This is a genomic window from Paenibacillus ginsengihumi DSM 21568, from assembly GCF_000380965.1.
Classification (GTDB): domain Bacteria; phylum Bacillota; class Bacilli; order Paenibacillales; family NBRC-103111; genus Paenibacillus_G; species Paenibacillus_G ginsengihumi.
The window spans coordinates 462-24,459 of the sequence record NZ_KB905560.1 but is presented as its reverse complement, the minus strand read 5'-3'; the positions used below and the strand labels follow the sequence as shown (position 1 = coordinate 24,459).

Annotated in this window: 13 protein-coding genes; all 13 read right to left on the bottom strand. The window is 61.3% G+C overall.

Annotation, left to right across the window (positions count from 1 at the left end; translation table 11 throughout):
• Positions 1-5 precede the first annotated feature (5 nt).
• Positions 6-1,337 carry an ABC transporter substrate-binding protein gene (locus F591_RS0109300; protein ID WP_019534325.1) on the bottom strand — a complete coding sequence of 444 codons (1,332 nt, stop codon included), beginning with the start codon at positions 1,335-1,337 and terminating at the stop codon, positions 6-8.
• A 336-nt stretch (positions 1,338-1,673) separates the two neighbouring features.
• Positions 1,674-2,372, bottom strand: coding sequence for a hypothetical protein (locus F591_RS27690; RefSeq protein WP_019534323.1), 699 nt, complete (start codon positions 2,370-2,372; stop codon positions 1,674-1,676).
• Positions 2,373-2,399: 27 nt separating this feature from the next.
• The gene (locus F591_RS0109285; RefSeq protein ID WP_019534322.1) at positions 2,400-3,104 is read right to left on the bottom strand and encodes a hypothetical protein; all 705 of its coding nucleotides are present in this window, start codon (positions 3,102-3,104) and stop codon (positions 2,400-2,402) included.
• A 24-nt stretch (positions 3,105-3,128) separates the two neighbouring features.
• Positions 3,129-3,857 (bottom strand): hypothetical protein, encoded by a 729-nt coding sequence (locus tag F591_RS0109280; protein WP_019534321.1) that lies wholly within the window; start codon positions 3,855-3,857, stop codon positions 3,129-3,131.
• 41 nt (positions 3,858-3,898) lie between these two features.
• On the bottom strand, positions 3,899-4,864 hold the full coding sequence (locus F591_RS0109275; RefSeq protein WP_019534320.1) for a carbohydrate ABC transporter permease: 966 nt from the start codon (positions 4,862-4,864) through the stop codon (positions 3,899-3,901).
• A gap of 79 nt (positions 4,865-4,943) precedes the next feature.
• Complete coding sequence (locus F591_RS0109270; RefSeq protein ID WP_019534319.1) at positions 4,944-5,810, bottom strand: carbohydrate ABC transporter permease; 867 nt, start codon at positions 5,808-5,810, stop codon at positions 4,944-4,946.
• Positions 5,807-8,077, bottom strand: coding sequence for a DUF5696 domain-containing protein (locus F591_RS0109265; RefSeq protein WP_019534318.1), 2,271 nt, complete (start codon positions 8,075-8,077; stop codon positions 5,807-5,809). The genes F591_RS0109270 and F591_RS0109265 overlap by 4 nt, the downstream gene beginning before the upstream one ends.
• Positions 8,074-10,200, bottom strand: coding sequence for a YIP1 family protein (locus tag F591_RS0109260; RefSeq protein ID WP_026326486.1), 2,127 nt, complete (start codon positions 10,198-10,200; stop codon positions 8,074-8,076). The genes F591_RS0109265 and F591_RS0109260 overlap by 4 nt, the downstream gene beginning before the upstream one ends.
• A gap of 25 nt (positions 10,201-10,225) precedes the next feature.
• Positions 10,226-13,336, bottom strand: coding sequence for a glycosyl hydrolase (locus tag F591_RS0109255; RefSeq protein ID WP_019534316.1), 3,111 nt, complete (start codon positions 13,334-13,336; stop codon positions 10,226-10,228).
• Between the two features lie 36 nt (positions 13,337-13,372).
• The gene (locus tag F591_RS0109250; RefSeq protein WP_019534315.1) at positions 13,373-15,433 is read right to left on the bottom strand and encodes a beta-galactosidase; all 2,061 of its coding nucleotides are present in this window, start codon (positions 15,431-15,433) and stop codon (positions 13,373-13,375) included.
• Positions 15,430-18,591, bottom strand: a complete 3,162-nt coding sequence (locus F591_RS0109245) for a glycoside hydrolase family 2 TIM barrel-domain containing protein (RefSeq protein WP_245581007.1) — start codon at positions 18,589-18,591, stop codon at positions 15,430-15,432. Before F591_RS0109245 ends, F591_RS0109250 begins: the two co-directional genes overlap by 4 nt.
• Before the next feature lie 30 nt (positions 18,592-18,621).
• On the bottom strand, positions 18,622-20,700 hold the full coding sequence (locus tag F591_RS0109240) for an AGE family epimerase/isomerase (protein WP_019534313.1): 2,079 nt from the start codon (positions 20,698-20,700) through the stop codon (positions 18,622-18,624).
• Positions 20,655-23,732, bottom strand: coding sequence for a glycoside hydrolase family 2 protein (locus tag F591_RS0109235; protein ID WP_019534312.1), 3,078 nt, complete (start codon positions 23,730-23,732; stop codon positions 20,655-20,657). The genes F591_RS0109240 and F591_RS0109235 overlap by 46 nt, the downstream gene beginning before the upstream one ends.
• Positions 23,733-23,998 lie beyond the last annotated feature (266 nt).

The following is a 23,998-nucleotide window of genomic DNA, read 5'->3' as shown; positions in this document are numbered from 1 at the left end:
ATCGTTTACTCGTGCGGATTGACCCCGCCCTGCCTGATGAACTCCCGAGCTTCGCGAATCGCTTTATCCATCTCCGCCTGGCCCATCCGCAGCGCCGTCTGGGTATCCTTGGACTCGTTGGCGATCTGGCCCCAGATGAAATCCATATTCGCATGGATGAACGTCAGGCCCGGCTTGCGTCCCGGCGGCATCGCGCTCTGCAAGTGATAGACCGAAGCGGTGCGCTTGCCTTGCCACTGCGGTACCTGCTGTCCGAACGCCTGCTGAACGGCCGGGTCCATCAAGGGGGAGATGAGCCCCTGCTTCGACAGCTCGGTCTGATACTCCGGCGACAGCAAATAGGCGATGACCTGGAAGGCCAAATCCTTCTTCTGCGATTGCTTCGTAATAAACATGCCGTTCGTGTTAGGCTGAAATTTCGAGGTCGGCGCTTCCGGGAAGACGGGAACAGAGGAAATATCGAAATTCAAGTTTTTGTTCTCGTTCACAAGGCGGACGGCGTTTTCCAGCGAATCGACGATCATGGCGATGTTGCCCTTGGAGAATTGGTTCGTCTTGACCAGCTGGTTGCCGGGGATATCGTAGAACCGCCGGATATTGTCCACAATGCGAATCCATTTGTCCGATACCATGGAGGCCTTGTCTTCTTCCGGATCAAGCGCCGGCTCGGACAGCTGATTGAATCTCATGTAATGGGCCGGATTCATCTGAAAGCCTTTATAGGTGATTTCTCCCTCCTGGCGGGTCAGCTTCTTCGCTTTCTCGTAAGCCTCGTCCCAGGTCATCCCGTCATGCGGATAGTCCTCGCCGAACTTGTCGAAGATGTCCTTGTTGTAAAGCAGCACCCATTCGTTCGAGTTGAAGGGGAGCGAATAAAGCTTGCCGTCCGACGAATTGACGGAATGCTGCAAATCGGCCGGATTGAGCGTGCCGGTATCGAAATTGTACTTCTTGATGAGATCGGTCATGTCATACTGCAGATCGAACCTGCGCACCTGCCGGTACGTGTTCCGGCGCACTTCGTCAAAGATGATGTCGGGGATCGTGCCTGCCGCGATCAGATCCTCATACCGCCGGCCCGGGTTATCCCAGGCGATATGCTTGACCTTGACGCCGGGAAACTTCTTCTCGATCGGCTGCCCGACCTGCTGCTGGAAAATGTCTTCTTTCACGTAAAAGGCAGGCCAAGCCGTAAAAATAAACAGCTCATTGTCCGGCGACGCCGTCTGCTTGGCCGCAATCGGTTCCGGGCCCGCGACACCCGGCTCCTCGCAGCCGGCCGCAGCGGACAGCAGGGCCAGGGCAGCGAGCATCAAGAAGCTCGATAGACGTTTCATGGCAACAACCTCCTCTCCTCCCATGCACTCGCTTCGGGCAAAAAGCGGGCAAGCGGCATTTCCTTGGTCGCCTTTTTTGCAAACGCATAACATCGACCTTGCAGCGGTATCATGGCACCTCCTTTCTCCAAATATGCTGAAACGTGCAAAAATCGGACACCTCCCTAAAGCTCGCATAGGCAGCAAACGCTGCCACACGAACACTGTATAACGAATAAAATGCCCTTTCATTAGGGCATTTTACTGTTTTTGTAGGCACTTCGCCTCAACCCCTTCCCGGAGCGGCAGCGATTTCGGCCGTTAAACTAAGCATTTCCGCGCCGTACCGCCGCCAGATTATTGGCCCGAGGCCGCCCATCGGACGGTTGCGGCAAACAGCTTCCAGCCGTTGTCCGTCTGGTTGATCTCTTCGCCGTTCACCAGGTAGAAATACGCCCGGCGCTCCGGCAACGGCTCGCCGCTCAAATTTTTCGAGCCTTTCTCGAATGCCGCAATGACGGCTCTTCGCTCGTCGTCCGGAGCGGAGGCGACGATGACGCCTTCGCCTTCGGGAACGACGAAGCCGATTTTTCCGTCGGACTGATATACGTCCACCGTCCCCGCCAGGCCGCCTGCGATCGGATGCCCGGCCTCGCGAATCGCGATCGCCTTGCCCATATAATCGCCGTTGTCGATATCGGACGCCTTGCCTGACAAATTCACGTCGCCCAAATTTTGCGACTCGGCATAAATGACGGGGACCGGCGAGTCCTTCAGCTTGCTGCTTACCCGCCCGGAATTGACCGAGGAGCTGACGAAGACGAGGCCATAATCCAGCGCCTGCTCGGTCGTCAGCTCTTTGTCCCCCACCACATACACCTCGTAGCCCAGACTTTTCAGCTGCTTGACGGTCAGAGCGTCGCCCCCGCCTTCCCGGCCGACAAAGAGCGCTTTGCCGCTTTTGCCGCCGTCAGGCACGCCGTCCGCCGTTTCGGAGCACGCTGTCAGCATGACCGCCAGCATAACGGCAGCTATGATGGTGAACCATCGCTTCATGTCAAGGCTCCCCTTTCCCGCTTGCGCTTAACTTTTCCCGGTCACCCATTTTACGGCGGCATCGAACAGCTTCCAGCCGTCCTCGGACTGATTGATTTCTTCCCCTTCGAACAGGTAGAAATAAAGCACGCGCGCCGGCGTCGTCATGTCCTTCGCATTTTTGACGCCTTTCTCGTAGGCAAAAATCGTCGCCTTCTGGTCGTCGTCCGGAACCGTAGCGACGACGATCGCTTCTTCACCGGGTACGGCGTAGCCCATTTTCCCGTTCTCTTTGTACACATCGACCTTGCCCGTCAGCCCTGCGGCGAGCGGATGCTGGCTGTCCTTGATCTGAATCGTCTTGGCGGCGTTGGCCGACTCCAGCTTGCCGTAGCCTTCGGTCACCGTCATCCCGGTATCGGACGTGGACTGCGGCTCGGCGTAGATGACGGGGATCGGTGTCGAGACGAATTTGTCGCCGATTCGGCCGGAGTTGACCGATTCGCTAATATAGATCAGCGCGCAGCCGTTCGCGTGCTCCGCCGTCAGCTCCTTGTCGGCGACGACAGTCACCTCCATGCCGTGCACCTCGCGCAGCCGCTTGGCGACGATGGCGTCTCCGCCGCTGTCTCTTCCGACGAACAGCACCTTGTTGCCGACGCTGGCCGGCTCGCCGCCGCTGCAGGCCGCAAGGCCGAGCAGCAGCGCCGCAAACGCGATCAAACCAACCGTCATTCGTTTCACCGACTTCATATCGCTCATCTCCCTCGTATATACTTACTTCCCATCATTGCCTGCAGCCCAGGCGATGGCAGCGTCGAACAGCTGCCAGCCGCTGTCGGTCAGCTTCGCCGATTCGCCCGCCGGAAGCGAGAAAAATACTTGACGTGCCGGCACTTCGTCGCCCGCGTTGTTCTTCGCCCCTTTCTCGTAGGCAAAGACCGTATACTGCTTGTTGTTGCCGCTGACCGGATGCTCCGCAATGATCGCCGCTTCCTTGCTCGGGCTTTGGCTGTACGATACGGTGCCTTCCTCCTGATAGATCGCTACGGTTCCCTTGAGTCCGGCCGCCAGCGGATGCTTGTCGTCGCGGATTTCAATCGTCTTCACGCCGGCCGACTCGCCGAAATTGGCCACGCCGCCCATACCCAGCATGCCCGCCACCTGCGTCTTGGACACGACGACGGGAACGGTCGACTGCTTCAGCCGCGTATCCACCCTGGCGGAATTGACGGCCGGACTGATGTAGATGAGGCCGTAATCGCTGGCCTGCTCGATTTTGAAATGCTCGTCGACGACGTCGTAGACGGTGTACCCCTTGTTTTTCAGTCGGTTGATAATGCCGTTTTCCCCTCCCCCCTCCTTGGCCCTGACCAGCAGCACCTTCCTGGAAAGATCCGGACCCGCGCCGGCCCCTGCCGGCTCGGAAGCCGAACAGCCCATGACGGCGGCCATTAACATGAACATCGCGACGGTAAAAGCCCAGCGGCCTCTGCGAATTTTCATACGCTTTTGCCTCCTCCTGCCACGGTAATGAAATCGGTTGACTACTCGACCAGACCGGTTCTCTCCACCCCTTCGATGAACCAGCGCTGCGTGAACGTATACAGCAGCATCGGCGGAATGATCATCAGGAAGGTCGTCGCCATTCGGATCGCCTCGTCCGTCACCGACGGACCGTACACTTCAGCCTGCTGCTTCAGCGCCGAGGCGATGCGCGAGATACCCATCGAGAGGGGGGCGGTTTCGATATCGGACAAATACATGCTCGGCAAATAGAAATCGTTCCAGGTCCAGACGAAGGAGAACAGGAACACGACCAGGATCGCGGGCCGGGCGAGCGGCATCATGACCTTGTAAAAAATTTTGAACACATTCGCCCCGTCGATCCGCGCCGCCTCCTCCAGCTCCTTCGGCTGGGTGGAGAAAAACTGCCGGTAAATGATGACGAACAGCGCTCCCTTCAGGCCGAGGCCGAAGAAAGCCGGCACGATGATCGGATATACCGTGTTCAGCAGGCCGAGTTCCCGGGCGTAAATAATGTTCGGCAGAATCGTCACCTGAATCGGCACGATGAAGGTCAGCAGCAGGAAAAAAAACAGCGTGCGCTTGAACGGAACCTTCAGCCTGGCGAAGGCGTAGCCCGTCACGGCGCAGGACATCGTCTGCAAAATGGCGACGGACAGCGACAGCGTCAGCGTCAGGCCGAGCGCCTTCGGATATTTGAGCCATTCCCACGCCTCCTGCAGGTTGCCGAGGTAGATCGTCCGCGGAAACCATTTGACGGACGGATCGAGCAGATCGTCCGCATTTTTGACCATCGTCGTCACCATGTGCAGAATCGGCTTCAAGTAAATATATGCCGTATCCAGCAGGATCAAATAAATGAACAGCTTGAACAGCAGCCCTTTGTCCGCTTCCAGGCCGATGATGCGATAACGCGCCTTCTGCAGTAACAGCAGCATCGCTGTGCCGCGCTCCGTCTTCGCCGTTCTCGTACGGATCAATGACATACGCTCACCCCTTCGTCGATATGGCAATTAAGCTGCGCCTCAAGTTAGGCTGCGCCCCAAGCGGCAGCCAGGGCGCCGGCTAGGCGGCATCCCGCTGCGCTTTCGTCGCCTTGCTGAAAATATAGAAGATGATGCTGAGAAAGAAGCCGATGATGAGAAAATAAATCCAGATCAGCGCGCTGTATTGGCCGTATTCGCTCTCCCTGACCCTGGTCAAAATCGGGTTCGTCGGGAAGGTGAACAGATCGACGACCGTATAAATCGTATTCAGGAAAATGAACGGCGTCATCGCCGGCAGCGTAATTTTCCAGAACGTATCCCACGGACTCGCCCCGTCGATGCGCGCCGCCTCGTAGGCCGAGTTGGAGATCGTCTGCCGGCCGCCGAGGAAGATCAGAATCTGCACGCCGGAGTACCACAGGATCAGCACGAACGAATCCAGAATGCTGATCAAGGGGCCGGACCAGGTCGCCGACAGGTTGGCCCGGATCAGTCCGGATACGTCGTACTTCGACATGAAGCCGAGATCGCCCTCGCCCTGCGTCAGGAACTCCTTGACCACCTCGCCGGTGGACAGGATGACGGGCAGGAAGAAAATCGCGCGAAAAAACGTGCGCCCCGCGAACTGCTGATTCAATATGATGGCGATCAAGAGTGCGAAGATGACGATGATCGGAATCATGAACAAGGCTTGCCGGAGGAACGGAAGCAGCTGGTTGTACAGAATGCTTCCGTTCTCGAACAAAATGTAGCGGTAATGGGTAAGGCCGATGAATTCGGTCGATGTGCTGGTCGCCGTAATCGTCACCTTCTGAAAGCTCATGAACAGCGAAAACCCGAGCGGAAAGGCCATGAACACCACAAATCCGATAAACCAGGGGGCGATGAAGATCGTGCCCTCCATATACTCCATCAATGAAGCCTTGAGCCTGGCTCTGGCTTTCATCGGCTGCTCCCTCCTCCGATCGCCACGAAGTCCATTGCCGGTACGACCAGCTCCCCGTCGCGGTAAGGCGTTAAGTTATAGTTGACGATAATCCGCTTTCCGTTCGCGTACGTCGTTTCCTTGACATTGGGCGCCAGCGTGCGGTGGTTCGCAATGAACTGGTTCTGCACGTCCCCGAGCGCCTCGTCGTACCTTTTATACTGCTCGGCAGCAAACTCCTCCCAATCCGGAAAATGCGTATTGTAGTAGCGGATGCCGTAGGCGTTGACATATTCCTTCGTTTCCGCCTCGGTAAAGACGAAGGAAGGAATGGCGCCGTACTCGATATCGCGCAGAAAATCGTTCACGTCCTCCTGCCGGTTGTTCGCAAACTCCGAGGAGTACGTGACCAGGCCGTGCGCCGCGATCTGGGCGAAGGGCACCGCTTCGTCCGTGAACAGATCGTAAGAATGATCGTACACCATCGACCGAATATGATCGACATGAGGCAGCGCATAGAAGCCGGAGCTGCTGCCGTGCACGCTCCCGAGACCCTCCTTGATGCTCTTCAGGATGCGCTCCTGCACGTCCCGCGCTTCATCCCGGTGCGCTCCGTAGCTCGTATTATAATCGCTGAACAGCCCCTGGCCGATCCGGCCTACAGCCAGGCCGGCGACGCCCAGCGCTTTGAAGGAAGCGAGGTCCTTCCTCACGATCTCTTCCACGAATTTGTCGCTGACAACCGGCACCCGTTCATTGCTGTACAGCGTGCCTAGCGTCAGGTTGCGGCCGGCCAAATTGAGCATCGCGTGAAAGCGCGGGTCGAAGCCCCCGGCGCCCGTATTGTTCATGCCGTATTCCGTATCCAGATATACGGGAAAACCGTGCCGCCGGGCATTGTCGATGAACGCGCGCATGCCCTGGTCGCCGCCGATCCGGGAATCGACGGGCAGCGTTCTGCCGAGGGCGCTGTAGCCCCCTCTCTGCCAGCCCGAATAAGTGATCGTCATGTTCTCCACGCCGCGGCCGCGCAGCGCATCCACCATGCGCGCCGCCTCTTCGGTCGTCGTCAGACGGATGTAGCGGTCGCGCACCACGCCCGGCTCCTGATCCCCTCCGATAATATGCACATTCATCGGAATATGGGGATTGCTTGCGTTAAGCGGCTTCAGCCCTTTCTCCTCCATCAAGTATTGCCGATACTTCCCGGCCATCCCTACATAACCGGCCTGGTCGCCGCCCAGCAGGTAGTAGCGCACGACCCGGTCGCTCCCGAACAATTCGTTGCGGTTATAGTCGACGAAGCCCCATTCGTCGGGAGAATTTCGGCTCGTAAACTGCAGGAAGCTGGAGCGAAAATTCATCTGCGCGGCGGCCCAGTTGTAATTGCTGAGCACGCCCGAAGGCGAGGCCACGATATTCGCATACTCTTCCCCGTCGTGCAGCACGGCCAGGAAGCCGCGGGAGTCCGCCTTCATGCCGAATACGGGCATAATGATCGGATTGCGGTTGTTGCTTAAGCCTGTAAACGTGCTGTCCACGCCGTATACGCTTTCATCATACAGCTTGTTGACGTTGAGCTGGTTGTTCTTGAAGCGGATGAGCGCCCCCGCGCCGTCCGGAATCAGCATGTAGCCGTCCTTGCCGTCGGAATATTCGGCGCCGAAGAACGGAAACAGCCGAATCCAGACCAGCCCCATGCTCTTCTCCTGAATACCGTCGCGGATGATCCGGGTTTCGACGTAATCCTGCTCAATCCTGACCTCGATCGGCACGGTAAAGCCGGTAGCGGGCAATTCGTATACGAGACTGTATCCGCCGGGAATCGGCTTCAGCCCCTTGACCGCTCCCCCTTCCTCGGCCAGATTCGTCTCTTTCGCCTGCAGAATGCTCTTCGTGAAATCGACGTACTGCACCATAAGCGGGGAAGCCAGATGCCGCTTCCAATTCTCCGAAATCGTCTCCCGCGGCCAATCGGCCGGATTCGGATACGAGCGGTACACGTTGCCGTTTCGCTTGTCCTCGACCATGAAATGGCCTGTCTTCTCATCTGCCTTCAGCCGCAGCAGCTCGTTCTCCGCCATCAGCTTAAAGCCGCTTTCCTCCGGCAGACGGGCGGGCGTCGCCGCGCGGGCGGCGTCGGCTTCGGAACCGTCCGGCGGAAACGGGCGATCGCCGGCCGCCGCTTTAAATTCGAATTCAGCCCGGGTCACGAAGAGAACGACAGCGGCCGCAAGCAGGACGGTGACGACAGCGGCAGTCTTGTTGATTCGCTTGAACAAGTTCATCGTAGAGTCGCCTCCTGCCACATCTCGTAGATCAACGATGCCAGATCATTGGTCAGTCCGGTCGTGACGAAGATCAATACGCCGATGACCAGCATCGTGCACAGCGTAAAGACGATGTTCAGCACCGTCTCCCCTACGCTGTAGTTGTGAATCCACTGGATTTTCCAGAACATCAGCAGCCCGATCCAGACGATCATGCCGTTTGCCGCGAAATTGTAGATCGACGACTCGGACAGCGTCATCATATTCGATATGATGGCCAGCGGGACGCCGACGATAATATACGGAACGAGCGCATAGGCGCTGCCGATAAAGATGTCCCGGAACCGGCCTTCCCCGCGGTAGATGGAGCTGACGAGGTAGTTGGAGACGATCCAGGCGATCCAGACGATGAAAAACTGCGTAAAGATCGAATAGATGTCGACCCGAACGGCGGCGTTGAACGAGAAGCTGGTGACGAATTGATCGAACAGGAGCGCGCCGTATACGCCGAGCATGATCAGGATCGCGCTGACATAGCTGCCCTTGTTCTCGTAGCGGACGGCGGTAAATCCGTCGACGGGATGCTTCAGGATATAGAGCGCATGGCGGAGGTTCGCCGCCAGCCGGTTCGTCATTCGCTTCCGCTCGCGCCACGCCTTCCGCAGCTTGCTGCGCGCGGTCAGCTTGTCGACGAGAAACAGCAGGATGCCGCCGAAAAAGACGGTGCTGGCGATCACCGAGAAGTTTTGCTGGAACCATCTCATCCGAATTTGCCAGAAAGCGTCGGAATAGCCTTGCTGGTCGCCGGCTTCCTTGAACAGCCGTCTCGCTTCCTCATACTGCTCCTTCTTGAAGGCCGCTTTGGCCAGTCCGAGCAGCGCCGGGCTGAACTGGGCGTTCATGCGCAGCACCTCCCGCCACGGCCCTTCGCTCGCCTCGTAATAGCCGGCCAGCGTCTGCTGGTTAGCCTCGTTCACCTTCTGCCCGAACTCGGACAGCCGGAATACTTGCACGATGTTCTCCTGATCGTCCAGCACGTACAATTCGTTGCGGGAGTTGACGTCGAGTGCAACCGGGCTTTTGAGCAGGCCGACCTGCGAGGAGCCGACCGCCGAGGCGCCTCCCCAGAAATACAGCAGATTGCCGGAGGCATCGTAATGGCTAATATATTTGAACTGCTGGTCGACGACGATCATATTGCCGCTCTTGTCGACGGCCACATCGATCAGCTGCGGGATGCGGACGGTGCCGTCGAGCGCTGCCGCCGCGTCTCTGGCGCGGTATTCCCCGAACGACTTCTGCGAGCTGCGAAGCAGATTCTCGCCTTTGATGTTCAATTTTTTCAGCTGGTCGAGCTTCGCCGTGCCGCCGGTCACCGTATAGATGTAACCGTTGTCGTCCGTCGCCACGCTGTTGATCGTCTCCGGCTTCTTCGCCACCTCGTTGGCGTACATTTCCTTGGGGTACAGCCACCGCTTCAAGGCGTCCAGGGCGGAGAGCACCGTCTTGTTGGCGCCGAAGAAGCCTTGGAAGTTGCCTTCCGGGTCCATCATCACGAGCCCCTCGTAACCGCCGTGCACGGCGATGTAGAGAAAGCCCCTTTCATCGACCATTACCTTGTTCGGATCGAACACGAACGTGTCGGTAATGTACTTCGTGTTCGGCCGTTCGAACTGCTTCACCAGCTTGCCGTCCCGATCCAGCCGGACGACCCTTTTGTTGCCCGTATCGGCGATATAAATGTCGCCGGCCGGCGTCACGAAGACCCCCTCGGGCTTGTTCAGCGGGCTGCCTGGCAGCGTAATATAGCGAATCAGCTCGCCTTGCCCGCTCAGATGGACGATCCGGTTGTTACCCGTATCGGCGATATACAGCTCGTTCTTCTTGTCGATAAAAATGTCCTTCGGGTTCAGCAGCGTCGATTTGATCTTGACTTCGGGGTTGGCGGGATCGGTCACGAACAAATCCTCGCCGATCACGCCGATCGGATAATAGGCCGGCTGCAACCAGATCAGATTGGCCCGGCTGTCCTTCGTGAAGGTTGCATATTTGACTTCAGCGTACGCAGCCGCAGGCAGCATCGCAACGCATATCGCGGCCAATACGAGTATTCGCATCCACCTGCCGCATCTTCCTGACATGCTCAAACCTCCGTTCTCTGCACCGCTATTCCTCCGCCATGCGGCGCAATGTGATTCGCCCGAACAAACCGTATGGCTGCAGCTTGTACTCCGGCGTATAGTCATCGCCTTCCTTGCGGAAGGACGCCCACCCGGTCGTCTTCGGTTCTCCCGCCGCATGGTGGAACGGGCCGAGCAAATTGCGCGGGCTGCCCATCACTTCCAGCTCGATCCGGTTCGTTCCGGCCTTTAGCCCGGTCAACGCGAGGCGCCCTGCCGCCCGCCACGGAATGTGGCCGGCCGGCTGGCCGTTCACCCTGACTTCGACCGTCACGGCCGAAAACTCGCCGATGACCAGCTCGTACCCGCTCTCCGGCCCCGCGCCCAGCGTCACGTCGAAGCGATAGACGATGCTGCCGCAGTAATGGGGGTACCCCTGCAGACACCAGTCGCCGAACGCCAGCGTCTCCGGCTCGGGGACGATTGCCCGGTCGGCGTCGACGGCAAAATCGCCGATCAAGTACACATCCTCGACCTCCATCCGGTTGGCGTACCGGCATGACAGCACCAGCTCATTCTCCCCTTCGACCGCCCCGGCCAGCGGCACCCGCTCGAACGATCGGTCGAGGAACCAGCCTTCGGGACGGCTTGCGGCCGGCTGGCCGTTCAGCCGAATTCCGTAATCGCTCGCCGCTTCCGCCACCAGCCAAAGCGATGAAGCCGGCAGCGATTTCACCCGGAAAGTGAAGCGGAACTCGACGGGCGTGCCGTCCGCCGGATGCGGCTCGCAAACCCAGCGGTACCGCTGCTCGATCCCGTTGCAGTAGATCTGCCTCATGCCGAGCGCTTCGCGGATCGCCCTCTGCGCCTGCCACACCTCCATCTCCTCCGACCATTCGCCGCCGGCGAACCGGTAGCGGCAGCGGTCCAGCGTGAGGGCGTTCGGCATCGTGCGGCTGAACCGGCAGTCGGTCGCAAGCGCAATTTCCGCGGCGGGCCATGCTTCCGCCGGAGCCCGGGCCGCTGAACGGCCAGCGCAGCCGGCATCAGGCGGCTGACTGCCCCTGCGCATCACGTACAGCCTGGAGCCGGCCGGACCGAGCTCGGCGCCAAACGTCAGGCGGCCGTTTGCGGCGGCGGCCCGGACCGGCGTGATCTTGCCTGTCAGCGGGTCCCACTCCTCCGCTTCGCTGACGCCTTCCACGGAGACGATCGCCGCGCGGCTGCGCTCCCTGTCGTTATTCACGACAAAAAGCGTGCGCAGCTCGCCCGCCTCCCTCAGCATATACAGCAATTCGGGCACCTCTGCGCCCTGCGCATCCGCCAGGCTGACCCGCCTCGGGAGAGCGGCCGCAAGCGCTGTTGCTGCCTCCGCAGCGTCCCCGGCCAGCGCCAGGTTCGCGTGGCCGTACAGCGCGGCGAGCCGCTCCGCCGCCGGCCTGCCCTCGATCATCTCCGGCGGCGGTCCGACGGCGACGATGCGGCCGCCCGCTGCGAGGAATTGCATGAGCAGCTCGCAGGTGCTCGCAAGCATCGTCCGAATGCGGGGGATGACGACGATCCGGTATTCCGCCAGCTTCACCGCCAGCTTGCCGCCGCGCACCTGCCCCTCCTCCGCCATGATCGTCTCATCGCCGAGATCGAAGTCGTAATGCGCTTTAAGCAGCGTGCCGAGAAACGCGTTGAACTCGTGGCCGTACGCGTTCGCTGCGGAGACGTCGCGGTCCTTGCCGCGGGCGGGGAAGCCGTAAGGGCCGGTGCCGACCATGCTCCAGGCGGTCGTCGCCGGGTGCAGCACGAGCACGTCGCGGACCGGCCGTCCCTCGGTGAGTACCGCCGACAATCTGGCGAAATAATCTTCTACGACATGGTTGTACTTCCACCAGCTCGTGTTGTAGTTGAATACCGGCGGATAATCGCGCTTGCGGCAGCCTTTGAGCGAATAGAGGGCCAAATGCTGCGAGCGGATATTGACGCCGAGGACGTATTGAAAATCGCCCATCCATTTTTGCCCTTCGAACGTAAAGCCCCAGCCGGTGCAGCCGTACGTCTCGCTGAGCACGAACGTCCGGCCGTATTGGTTGGCTACGCTGCTGCACTGCTTGACGGTAATGTATTCGCTTGTCTGCTCGTTCAGCATATCGATCCCCGGGACATGCTGGTAGCGGTAGTTCGGCATGACCGCGCCGCAGACGCGAGTCGCCGTCCCCAGATTGTTCTCCCACAGATAGTGGCCGGTGAAGGCGATGCCGTTCTCCTCGCACCAGCGGCCGATCTGCCCCGAGAACGATTCGCTGAACCGCTCGGTCACCGTCCGCCAGTAATCGTGCCGCGCCGCCGGCGACATCTCCCCGTCGAAGTACAGGTACGGCGCGACATCGAGCAGATCGTACCCGCGCCGTTCCCGGAAAAAGCCGGGGAACGAATCGCTCCACGGAACCCAGCCGCGGCCCGGCGTGAACCGGCAGTGGCGGTCGTGAACGCTCGGCTCGTCGGTGAAGATGCCGCGGACGGTCGAGCCGAACCGGTCGCCAACCTCCCGCTTGTACGCCTCGTGCGTCGTGCCGATAAAGCACTTGACGGCATCCGGATTCAGCTGGTCCGGAGGCGCCTCGTTGTTGAACCATTCGCTCCGCTCCGAGACCTCCACGCGGAAGACGAGCCATACCTCGTTCTCCGCCAGTCGGCCGGCGGATTCGGGCCGGGACCGCTCGCAGCGCAGCAGGCGGCGATCGTCGATAACCGCCTTGAACAGAGCGGTGCACGCTGCCGCCGCGTCCGGAAGCTCCGGCTCGCGCAGCACCTCCAGCGTCAGCCCCTTGGCCCGGTACGCGTCGCCTCCAGCCGCCTGCACGAGCCCGCCGGCGAATCCGGACGGCCAGCGGTCCTCGTCATAGAGCCAGACGTGCAGGCCGAGCCGTTCGGCCTCATCGACCGTGCGGCGGACGCAGTCCATCCACTCCCGCCCCATGTAGTCCGTCTCCAGCCCTTCCCGGGAATGAATGAAGAAGCCGCCCATCCCCTGCTTCTTCATCTCCTTCGCCTGCCGGGCCAGCTCTGCTGCGTCCAGCTTGTCGTTCCACGCCCAGAATGGCACCGACCGGCATTCGGCCGGCGGCCGTTCGAACTTCTCCTTCCACCTCAATCGCTCATCCATCGTCATCCGCCTCCTTTCGCGCAGCCTTGGCGGCAGCTAGGCCTGGGCTAGCGCCCGATTATGCTTTAGAATCATGACGCCCTTCGGGGCCAGCTCGATCTCGCCGCTGACGGTCCCGCCGCTGAGCAGCTCCTGCCGGATGTCATCCCCGATATGTATTTTTTGCGCTGCGTCGCTGTGATTCAGCACGAAGGTATAGATCGCGCCGTCCTTCGCCCGCTCGGCCACCTCGACCCCCGGCGGCGCCGCGCACAGCGGGCGGATGCCCTTAGCTTCGCACAGCGCCTGAAGCCACTGCCCGAGAAAGCGGCGGTCCGGCTCGGTGGCCGCATACCACGCTTCTCCCTGGCCGTAGCGGTGGCGGGTCAAAGCCGGAGAGCCGCGGTAGAAGTCTTCGCCGAACACCGCTATCGTCTCGGCCCCCTCCGGGTGCACGATCTCGCACGCCAGCCGGCACTCGTACGAGCCATCCAGAAGGCCGAACGGCTGCTTGACGACGATCCGGTTGCGCCGATCCGGGAACAGCGCGTCGATCTCCTCCACCCAGATGCCGAGCAGCCTGCGCAGCTCGCCCGGATACCCGCCCGGCACGACCCGGTCGTGCTCGTCGGCGATGCCGCTGAAGAACGTCGTCACGAACGTCCCGCCGCCCTGCACGAACTGCTCCAGCTTCCGGGCCAGCCCCGGCTTCGCCATATACAGCAGAGGCGCCACGACCAGATCGTATCTGCCCAGCTCCGTGCCCTCGTGGATGAAGTCGACCGGAATGCGCAGCTCGTAGAAAGCGTCGTAATATTTCTGCATCTGGTCCAAATATTTCAGATGTACGGAAGGTCCGCCGCCAAGCTCCACCGCCCACCAGTTCTCCCAGTCGAACAGCAGCCCGACCCGGCTTTCCGTCCGCGCGCCCAATAGCCCGCTTCCGAGCCGCTGCAGCTCCTGGCCGAGCTCGGCGCACTCCCTGAACACCCGCGTATGCTCATGCCCGGCATGGTCGATGACGGCGCCGTGAAATTTCTCGTACGCCCCGAGCGAACGGCGCAGCTGGAAGAACATGACCGACTCCGCGCCGCGCGCGACCGCCTGATAGCTTCTAAGCCGCATGACTCCCGGCCGCTTCAGCGGATTGACCGCCTTCCAGTTGATCACCGACGGGCTCTGCTCCATCAGCAGGAACGGCGCTCCGTCCTTGAGCCCCCGCATCAGATCGTAGCGAAACGCCATGTAGCTCTCGGGCGTATGGTTTTCCGGGTAAATATCCAGGGCGACGATGTCCAGATGCGGCGCCCATTTGAAATAATCGAGCGGTTTGTAGGTGCCGTTGCCCTGAAAATTCGTCGTAACGACCGCATCGGGAATAATCTCCTTGATCGCGCGGTATTCGATCAGATAGCATTCCAGCCAGCTGTCGGAGTTAAAGCGGTAATAATCGAGCGTGATGCCCTGAAATGCCGTCTGGTCGGAATTGCTGTTTTGCAGCCCTTCGCTGAGCGCGCTCGGCAGGACGATTTCCTCCCAATCGTAGAACGTGTGGCCCCAAAAACGCGTGTACCACGCCTGGTTCAGCTGCTCCAGCGTGCCGTAGCGCTGCTTCAGCCACTCGCGGAACGCTCGCTCGCAGTTGTCGCAGTAGCAGCGGATGCCGATCTCATTGTTGACATGCCACAGCAGCAGAGCCGGGTGATCCTTGTACCGCTCGGCCAGCTTGCTCGCCATCTGCCCCGCATAGCGGCGGAAGGTCGGGCTGTTCGGGCACGAATTATGCCTTCTGCCGTACTTGCGCTTTTTCCCGTCGTAGGTCACGGTCAGGACGTCCGGATACTTGCGGGCCATCCAGGCCGGGTGGGCCGCCGTGCCCGTTCCGAGGCAGGCGCGCATCCCGCTGTCGTGCAGCTTGTTCATCAGCTCGTCGAGCCAGTCGAAGCAGTAAGTCTCCTCATCCGGCTGGTTCAGCGACCAGGAGAAGACGTTGATGGTGGCCGTATCGATGCCGGCAAGACGAAACAGCCTCATATCTTCGTCCCAGATTTCCTTCGGAAACTGCTCCGGGTTATAGTCGCCGCCGTACAAAATTTTCGGAAACGCGCATCTCGTCATTGTATCGCCTCCTGTCGCGCCGCCAGCGGCGCGGCTTCGGCCGCTTCACCGGTTTCATCGCTCCAGCATAGCGGCTCCGGCTGCCGCTTGTGCAGCAGCGCCGGGGAAATGTCCCTTGTAGAGAAGGGCTTCAACCTGACGGAAAACAAAATCTCCTCCGCGCGAAGCAAATATTTGTCCAGCGGCGGCGCTTCGCCGCAGCTGTGGTTGCCGATCGGCGCCTGCCGGTAATCGATGCTGACTATCGTCTCGCTTGAAGGCGTCAGCTCATGCGTATGCTTCGCCGCGGCGAGTTGCTCGGCCGTATAGCGGCTGACCCCGACGTTCAGCGTCGGCATGCCGCCGATGAACAGGCCGGTGCCCAGCGCGTTCGTCACCGCCGCCCAGCGGACGTCCGCCTTGTTCCCGTGCTCCTGCGGCTTGACGTACGGCACGTACTGTTCCTGCACGGCGCCGGCGTAGACGCCGAGCTTCCCGCTCTCTTTCCGGTCGATGTAGCACTCGTGCGGGCCGAGTCCGAACCAGGCGAACCGCTCGAACGCGCTGGGCAGCGCAAGCCGCACTCCTGCGCGGGGCAGCGGCGGCAGTTCTCCCCGCGGCTTCATCCGCACGGAAAGCACGATATCGCCGGAGCCGTATACGGTGTATGCCGTCCATACATCGAAGCAGACGCCGAGTCCGGCCGCGCCGAGCGACGAGCGGACGGCGATCCGCGCCGCGCCGGGCTGCCGCTGCTGCGACGTCTCGTGCACTCGGTGAACGAGCGCGTCGTAGCCGGCTTTTTTCCAGATCTTCGACTGGCGCGCCTCGTTGTCGATCGGCGCCCGCCACAGCTGCGGGCTTGGCCCTGCGGTCAGCAGCGGGACGGCGTTGTATTCCATGGCCGTAAGCGTGCCCTGCTCCAGATCGAACGCGTAGCGGAAATCAGGGCCTTCAAGCCGCAGCAGCGGCCCGTCCTCCTCGGCGCGCAGCTGCGGCATCGCGCTTGCGGCGATCCGCGCCGGAGCGGCCGCGCGGGCGGGCAGCGGAAGATCGGCCCAGGCGATCTCGTGGCCCTGCGGCGCCCACGGCGCAGCATGGCGCAGCGTGAAGCGCAGATGCAGCCAATATTCGCCGCCCGGCTGCGCGAGCTTCTTGTTCCACGGGATCGTGACGGCTCTCGCCTCCCCCGGCGGCACATCCAGCCCGCTCAGCTCGCCCTGCTCCACCGCAGCGCCTTCGCAGACGAGCGTCCAGGTGCATTGCAAATGATCGAGCGACAAAAAGTCGTAACGGTTATGGAGCTTGACGACGCCGGAAGCGATATCGACCGGCTCGACCTTGACCGGCTCGATAACCTTCTTGAATTCGAGCAGCGAGGACTTGGCCGTGCGGTCGGGAAGCAGCAGCCCGTCGATGCAGAAGTGGCCGCTGTGCGGCCGCTCGCCGAAATCGCCGCCGTACGCATACCAGACCTCGCCCGATTCCGCCCGCCGGCGGATGCCGTGATCGGCCCACTCCCAGACGAGGCCGCCGAGCAGGCGCGGATATTCGTATACGGCGTCCCAATATTCCCGCAGGTTGCCGGAGGCGTTGCCCATCGCATGGGCGAATTCGCACATCAGAAACGGCCGCGGGTCGTCCTTCTTGCCCTCCTCGATCAAGGCGTCCAGCGAAGGGTACATGCAGCTGACGATATCGACGATCGGTGCGTCCTTCGCCCGTTCGTAATGAATCGGTCGCGTCGGATCGGCCTGGCGCACCCATTCGGCCATTGCGTCATGGTTAGGCCCGTAGCCCGACTCGTTGCCGAGCGACCAGATGATGACGGAAGGATGATTTTTATCCCGCTCCACCATGCGACGGACGCGGTCGAGGAACGGCTCCCGCCACTGCGCGTCTTTCGCCAGATCGCTCTCCTCCCCGACGAAGACGAAGCCGTGCGTCTCCAGATCCGCCTCGTCGATCACATACAGCCCGTACCGGTCGCACAGGTCCAGCCAGCGCGTATCGTTCGGGTAATGCGAGGTGCGGACGGCGTTCATGTTGCACTGCTTCATCAGCCGGATATCCTCCACCATCGTCTCGTAAGGGATGGTGAAGCCGAGCTCCGGATGAAATTCGTTGCGGTTTACGCCTTTCAGAATAACCCGCTTGCCGTTCACCAGCAGGCGGCCGTCCCGGACGGCAATCTCCCGGAAGCCGAACGCCAGGCAGACCGCTTCGAGCGTCTCGCCGACTTCGTCCTCCAGGCGGAGCACAAGCGCGTACAGGTTCGGCTCCTCGGCGGACCACAGCAGCGGCTCGGCGACCGGAATCTCCGCGGCGACCGTCTGTTCTCCCCGGCCGTCCAGCGACGCGACCGGCTCTGCGCCTTCGTATACCGTCTGCTGCGCGCTGTCCAGCAGCGCGATGCGGAGCTTGTGCGGCGAAGACGGCGAGTCGGCCTCGTTGCGGACGGCGATCCGCAGCTGGGCAGCCGCGTTGCGGAACCCATCGTCCAATCGGGTCCGGACCGAGGCGTCGCGGATGTGTACATTCGGGGCCGCTTTCAAATACACGTCCCGGAAAATGCCGCTGAGCCGCCATTTGTCCTGATCCTCCAAATACGTGCCGTCGCTCCATGTATACACCTGCACGGCCAGCGTGTTCACGCCAGGCCTTAGCAGCGGGGTGATCCGGAATTCCGACGGCATATGGCTGCCCTGCCCGTACCCGGCAAGCTGGCCGTTCACCCAGACATGAAACGCGGAATCGACTCCTTCGAAGACGAGGAATGTCTGCATGCCGATCCAGCTGTCGGGAACGATGAAGCTTCGGCGGTAGCAGCCCGTCGGGTTGGCCGCCGGCACGCGCGGCGGATCGACCGGGATCGGATACTGGCTGCTCGTATAGTGCGGCCGGCCGTATCCGTGCATCTGCCAGTTGCCCGGCACCGGGAGCGTCCCCCATTCCCCGTCGTCGAACGACGGCTCGAAGAAGCGCTGCGGCGCCTGCCGCGGACTCGCCGCGTAATGAAACCGCCAATCGCCGTTCAGCGACAAGTATCGCGAGGAAGCGCCCCGCTCGCCGGAGAGCGCCGATTCCGCATCGCCATGCGGAATGAAGCTGGCGTGCGGAGGCTCCGCATGCCGCGAGAGCACCTCGAGGTTCTCCCAATCAGGCAACCGATCGTTCACGATGCGTCCCTCCTTGCGTGTTCGTTCCATTTATTCGCCCGCCTCCCGGAACCGCAGCGCATTGTGCAGCACAAGCGCAATGACCCAGGACGGGTTCCAGCGGTTGCTGCTGCCCCGCTGATGATAATGCGTCTGATAAAAGCCTTCTCCCTGCTCGCCAATGACGGTAAAGCCCCATTCTCCCGGCCTGGAGCAAATGCCCTGCCCCATCGCGTCGAAGATCATCCTGCCCATCCGCTCGTACGCCCTGCTGCCGGCCAACTGACCGAAGCGCCACAATTCGTAGGTCGGGAAAAAGACGTCGAGATGATGGTTTTGCACGCTGACCCCCGGCCAACAGGCAGCCTGAAAGCCGGCTTGACGGAAGCTCGAATCGCGATCGTACTGCGGATTCCATACATAGACGTAGGTGAGCAGCCAATCCGCGGCAATGCCGGCCCATTCGAGGTAGCGCTCCCGTTGTGTGAGCAAATACAACTCAGAGGCGGCCTGGAAGAAGTACATCCCCGCCTCCTTGTCCTCGCACCTAGCATCGAGCGTAGAGCGGGCGAACGGCCGCTCGAACGTCTCCGCATGCAGCTCGTAATAGCGCCGCATCGCCGTTTCGGCATGGTCCAGATAAAGCCGCTCCCCGGTCAGCCGGTAAGCTTTGGCCGCCGCGATCAGGCACGGAATTCCGGCCGCCGTGATCATCTCGTCCGCCGGCGATCCGTCCAGCCGCCAGGCAGCAGGATAAACGCCGGACTTAAGCGTGCCGCCGCGGAAGAAGTCGGCCGCTTCGCGGACGGCCTCCGTCCAGCCGGCAGGAACGTCCCGGCCCGCTGCGCGCATTAGCAGCGCGATATCAGCGAGGTCGGAGGCCGTCTCGCCGAGCGCCCGGCTGGAGACGACCTGCTCCCCGTTGCGGCGGAAGCTTTCCCATCGGCCTTCCTCAAGGTAATAAGCGCTGTGCCTTAAGCCGGGAACGCCGGCAGCGCTTTCGCGCAAATAAAAGTCGACGGCCCGCCGGCAGCGCTCGATTCGCTCCTCGCAGCCGGCGTCAAGCCCGAGCTTCAAGTCGCACCAGGCCAGCTTCAGGCCTTGCCCCGTCCAGCCGTACATATAATGCAGCGGACGTTTCGAGACGTTGCCGAACGCATTGGAATCGCTAAACTTCACATAGCCCGCGGCCCCGCGGCTGTCCGTCCGCCACCGGTCGTCCAGCGCCGCCGTCTTCAGCGCGATGATCTCGTCCGTGCTGAAGGGCTTCGCCCCTGCCGGCCGGAACAGCTTAAGGCCTTGCCGGACGATCTCGCGGAAGCCGTGGCCGGGTCTGGAGACATCTCCCCAATCGAGCGCATACCGCTTCGTCAGCGCAAAGCCCGGGGCGAAATCCAGGTAACCGCCTTCATAATTGTCCGTCTTGCTCTTGCCTACATAATACACGTCCTTCTCCCCGTTAAACATCAACACGCCGCTCATCGCAGCGGGGACGGATCGTTCGTCCTCCTGAATCATGCCCAGCGATCCATAATGAACGACGCCGTCGCCCGACTCCACATAGTCCGGAATGGAGTACAGGGAGAAGTAGCGGCCTTGCCCCCCTTCCTTCCACTCCACGTTGACGCACGGAATCGGCAGCCGGTGCTCCTCGCAAAGGAAGCCTTGGCCGGGACCGACCCCGAGCCGGGGAACGATTCGCTCCGGATCGGAGGAAGGGTTATTGTTGTAGATCATATGGGGGATCGTGACGATCTCCCCGTCCCTTCTCGGCAGCGGAAACAGCACTCCGGCGGCGACATCGCGCAGCGCCCGGTCCGAGCAGTTCGTCCAGGTTGCCCGCAGCCGCAGCACATCATGCTCGTCGAAGGAAAACTCAAGCTCAACGCCGAGCTCCCCGACATCGCCTTGGACGAGCACCGCAGCCGCGCCCGAGGAAAGCCGCGCCTGCCGCAGCCGGCCGACCTCGAACCGCCAAGGCTTGCCGATCGAACAAGTCAGCATCTCATCCAGCCGTGCGGCGAAGAAGGGAGCGGACGCGCCGCCGCTGCACAGCGCGATGCGGACGCCACCCGGCGATTCCGCTATTTCTGCACGCCGATGTCCATTTCGGCTAACGATGAGAGGCATGGCGCAAGTTCCCCCGTTTCGTTCATAATCGATATGAGAAAGCGGTCGAGCGTCGGATTGAAGCCGACTCTTCCCGACAGCGGCAGGCAGATGAAGTACAGCAGACCTTTGCCGAGCCGCTTCCTCCCGACCAGCGGCAGCTTGCGCTTGCCGCCCGGATCGCCCTGCTGCTGATAGGCGAAGACGACCGGCTCCAGCCCCTCGCCGACCAGATGACAGTTCGAGATGCCGTCGATCCGGTCGTTCGTCAGATGGTAGAAGTAAGCGAAGTCGTCGGCTCTCAGCCAGCGCAGGCTCTCCTCGTCGGCCTGAGCGGCGAGCGTGTACAGCTCGCGCAGCTTGACCGTCGAGACGGCCGTATCGCCGATGTCCCAGGCGGCGCTGTCAGGCCCGCTTAGCACGAGCAGCGCCCTTCCGCCCTGCTTTACTTTGCCGAGCAGGGAAGATCGGTGCCGCAGGAACGCTTCCCTGGAGGCAACGACCAGCGGCTCCCCCTTCCACGCCTCCGGCTGATACGCCTCCGCCGGCACCTCCAGCAGCGAGCAGAGCAGCTCCGCTTCGGAGTCGAGATAGGCGGCCTTGCGCGGCTTCGGCCGTCCCCGCCTGGCGAACGCCTCGAACGTAAAGCGCTCCATGTTGACCGGCCGGCCTTCTTCGTCCAGCAGGCAGGCATCCAGATGCAGGCTTCGCCGGTCGATCACCTGGGGGACGGCAAGGCGGATCGTTCCTCCGTACTGCGCCGTCGCCGCCGGCAAGCTTGCGGCGATTTCGTAGCTGCCGTAATCCCGCAGCTCGTCGCGGAGCGTCGCGACGATGCGGCACCGCTCATACGCCTGCGGCGTATCGTTGAGCAGCCAGGCCTCGATCTCGACCGTCTCCCCTTCGTACACTTTCCAGCGATCGCTGCGCAGGTTCACGCGGACCGGCTCCAGGCACGCCTTATAGGTGAAATACGCCGGCTTCGGAATCCGGTCGACGCCGACGAGCGCCTTCATCCAGCCGGCCGGCCAGGCGTCGATCAGCAGGTGAACGGCGGTCGACACGATGATGTCCGCCCGGCGCCGCCAGGCGTCTGTCATCAGCTTCGTAGCCAGGCATTGATGCTTCTGGCTGGCCTCGATCCATTCGCGGATCGTCCGCTGCTCGGGGAACCAGTCGCCGTGCATGCCGTACGTCTGAGCGCCGTGAATTGCCGTCGGCACCCAGCGCTCCTTGTCGTTCTCGGGAAGCCATTCCTTCGGATAGCGGGTCATCATCGTCCCGTAGTTGTCGAGGCCCTCTGTGCCGTACTCCCCGCAGCCGGCCTTCCAGCCGCTCCGGATCGTCGGCAGGAACCCTTTGTGCATTTTGCCGACGGAGATCGTATTGTTCGTATACCACATGTTATAGCAATGAAAATCGGGCAGCCCTTCCTGCGTCGGGGGATTGTAGTCCCCGTCCGCATTTTTGACGACGCGATCGGGATTTTCGATAAAAATTGCCTGCCGGCAAGCAACGAAGAATGCCTCAAGCTCGTTGCGGTGCAGATGCCGATGGCCCTTGCGCCGCTTTTCGGTGCGCGACGGCTCGTTAATGAGCGACACCATCACCGAGGACGGGTGGCTGCGGATCAGCCGCTCCATCTCGGCCGCCTGGCGTACTCCCTCCACGAACTGGTTGCGGCGAATAAAGCCGAAGGTCGGCAGGTCGCATTGGTGCATCATGCCGAGCATATCGAAATAATCGTATATTTCTTCCTGAACGGGCCGCTGGGTGACCCGGAAAAAGTTAATATTCGCCAGCTTCGCGATCAAAATATCGTCCGCCAGCTGTGCGAAATCGCCGCGCATCACGCACTGCTGCAAATGCCCCATCTCATTGGCGCCCCGCAAAAAAATCGGCTTGTTGTTGAGATACAGCGTGCCTTTCGGCGTCTTCTGTTCGTCCATATGAAACTTCCGCATGCCGAAGGCGCGGTCGCTGCTGTCGATGCATGCGCCATCATGAATCACCTGCACTCTGGCGATGTACAGATAAGGCGCGTCAGGTTGCCACAGCCGGAAATCCGCAAGCGCGACCTTGTAGCGGTAGTAATTGATGCCCGGCCCTGCATAAGCGACCGGAAACGTCAGCGAACCGGGTCCGGTTCCCTCGAAGTTTTTCGGCATAATGTCCAGCTGCAGCTCGAACTGCTCCATCAGGCGGTTCGTCGAGTTGACCGCATCGATCCATACTTCCACGAACCCTTCGTCGATGTTCGGCCTGACGAAAATATCCTGAACGTACAGCAGCGGCCGCTGCTCCAAATACACCGCGTTGTAGATGCCCGCGCCCGGCGGGCAGTGGTTCCAGCCGCTGTACGGATCGTCCCAGCCCGGGCCCGTCGCCGCGTACATCTTGTCGCCGTCAAGCTTCGTGCCGCCGACCCCCATCATCGGGTAATCGTTGTGCACCTCGACGATCAGCGTATTATGCCGCTGCAAATAGTCGGTGACGTCGAATTCGAACGGGGCGAAGAAGCCTTCGTGGCTGCCGACGCATTTGCGGTTGAGATATACCGTCGCCTTGTAATCGACGCCTTTGAACACGAGATATACCCGCCGATCCCCGGCAACGGGGGCGTAGTCGAATTCGCAGCGGTAAAATCCGATCCAGCGCCCGTTCTCCCCGGTCGGGCCGCGAAAGTCGGGCACGGTAACCGGCTCCCATTCGCCGCTTCCATCCAGCACGCGGGTAAAATCCGCATCCTCCGGCGTATAGTACCGAAACTGAAAATGAGTGCATGCCTGCCGGCTGCGGTTCACGACAGGGACGGGAGCCAAATTTCGCATGAACGGCCGGTAACGCTCGCGCAGCGCCTTCAATTCCTCGTGAAATTGCGCGAGCTGCGTCTCGTAGGCCGGCGCTGACGCATCCCCCGCTTTGACCGTGCCCGGAACGAAATATTTTTTGTCGTAAGGCACGGGAGGAATCTCCCTTAATTCATCTTTATTTCCGGGATGTTCGCGAAACGCGATTTCCGCGAACGGATCCTGACGCTTGGATAGCTCCAACCTCGTTTCCCCCTCTGCCGACAACAATGCTATCTTGAAAATAACCCCCAGGGTAGGCGGCCCGTTTTCGTCTTCTGACGGTGCCGCGCCAGCGGCATGGGCGTCTATCTTGAAAATAGCCCCCAGGGCCCGCGGCCCATTTTCACCATCTGATGGTGCTGCGCCAGCGGCATGGGGGTCTATCTTGAAAATAGCCCCCGGTTCATGCGGCCCGTTTTCATCTTCTGATGGTGCTGCGCCAGCGGCATGGGCGTCTATCTTGAAAA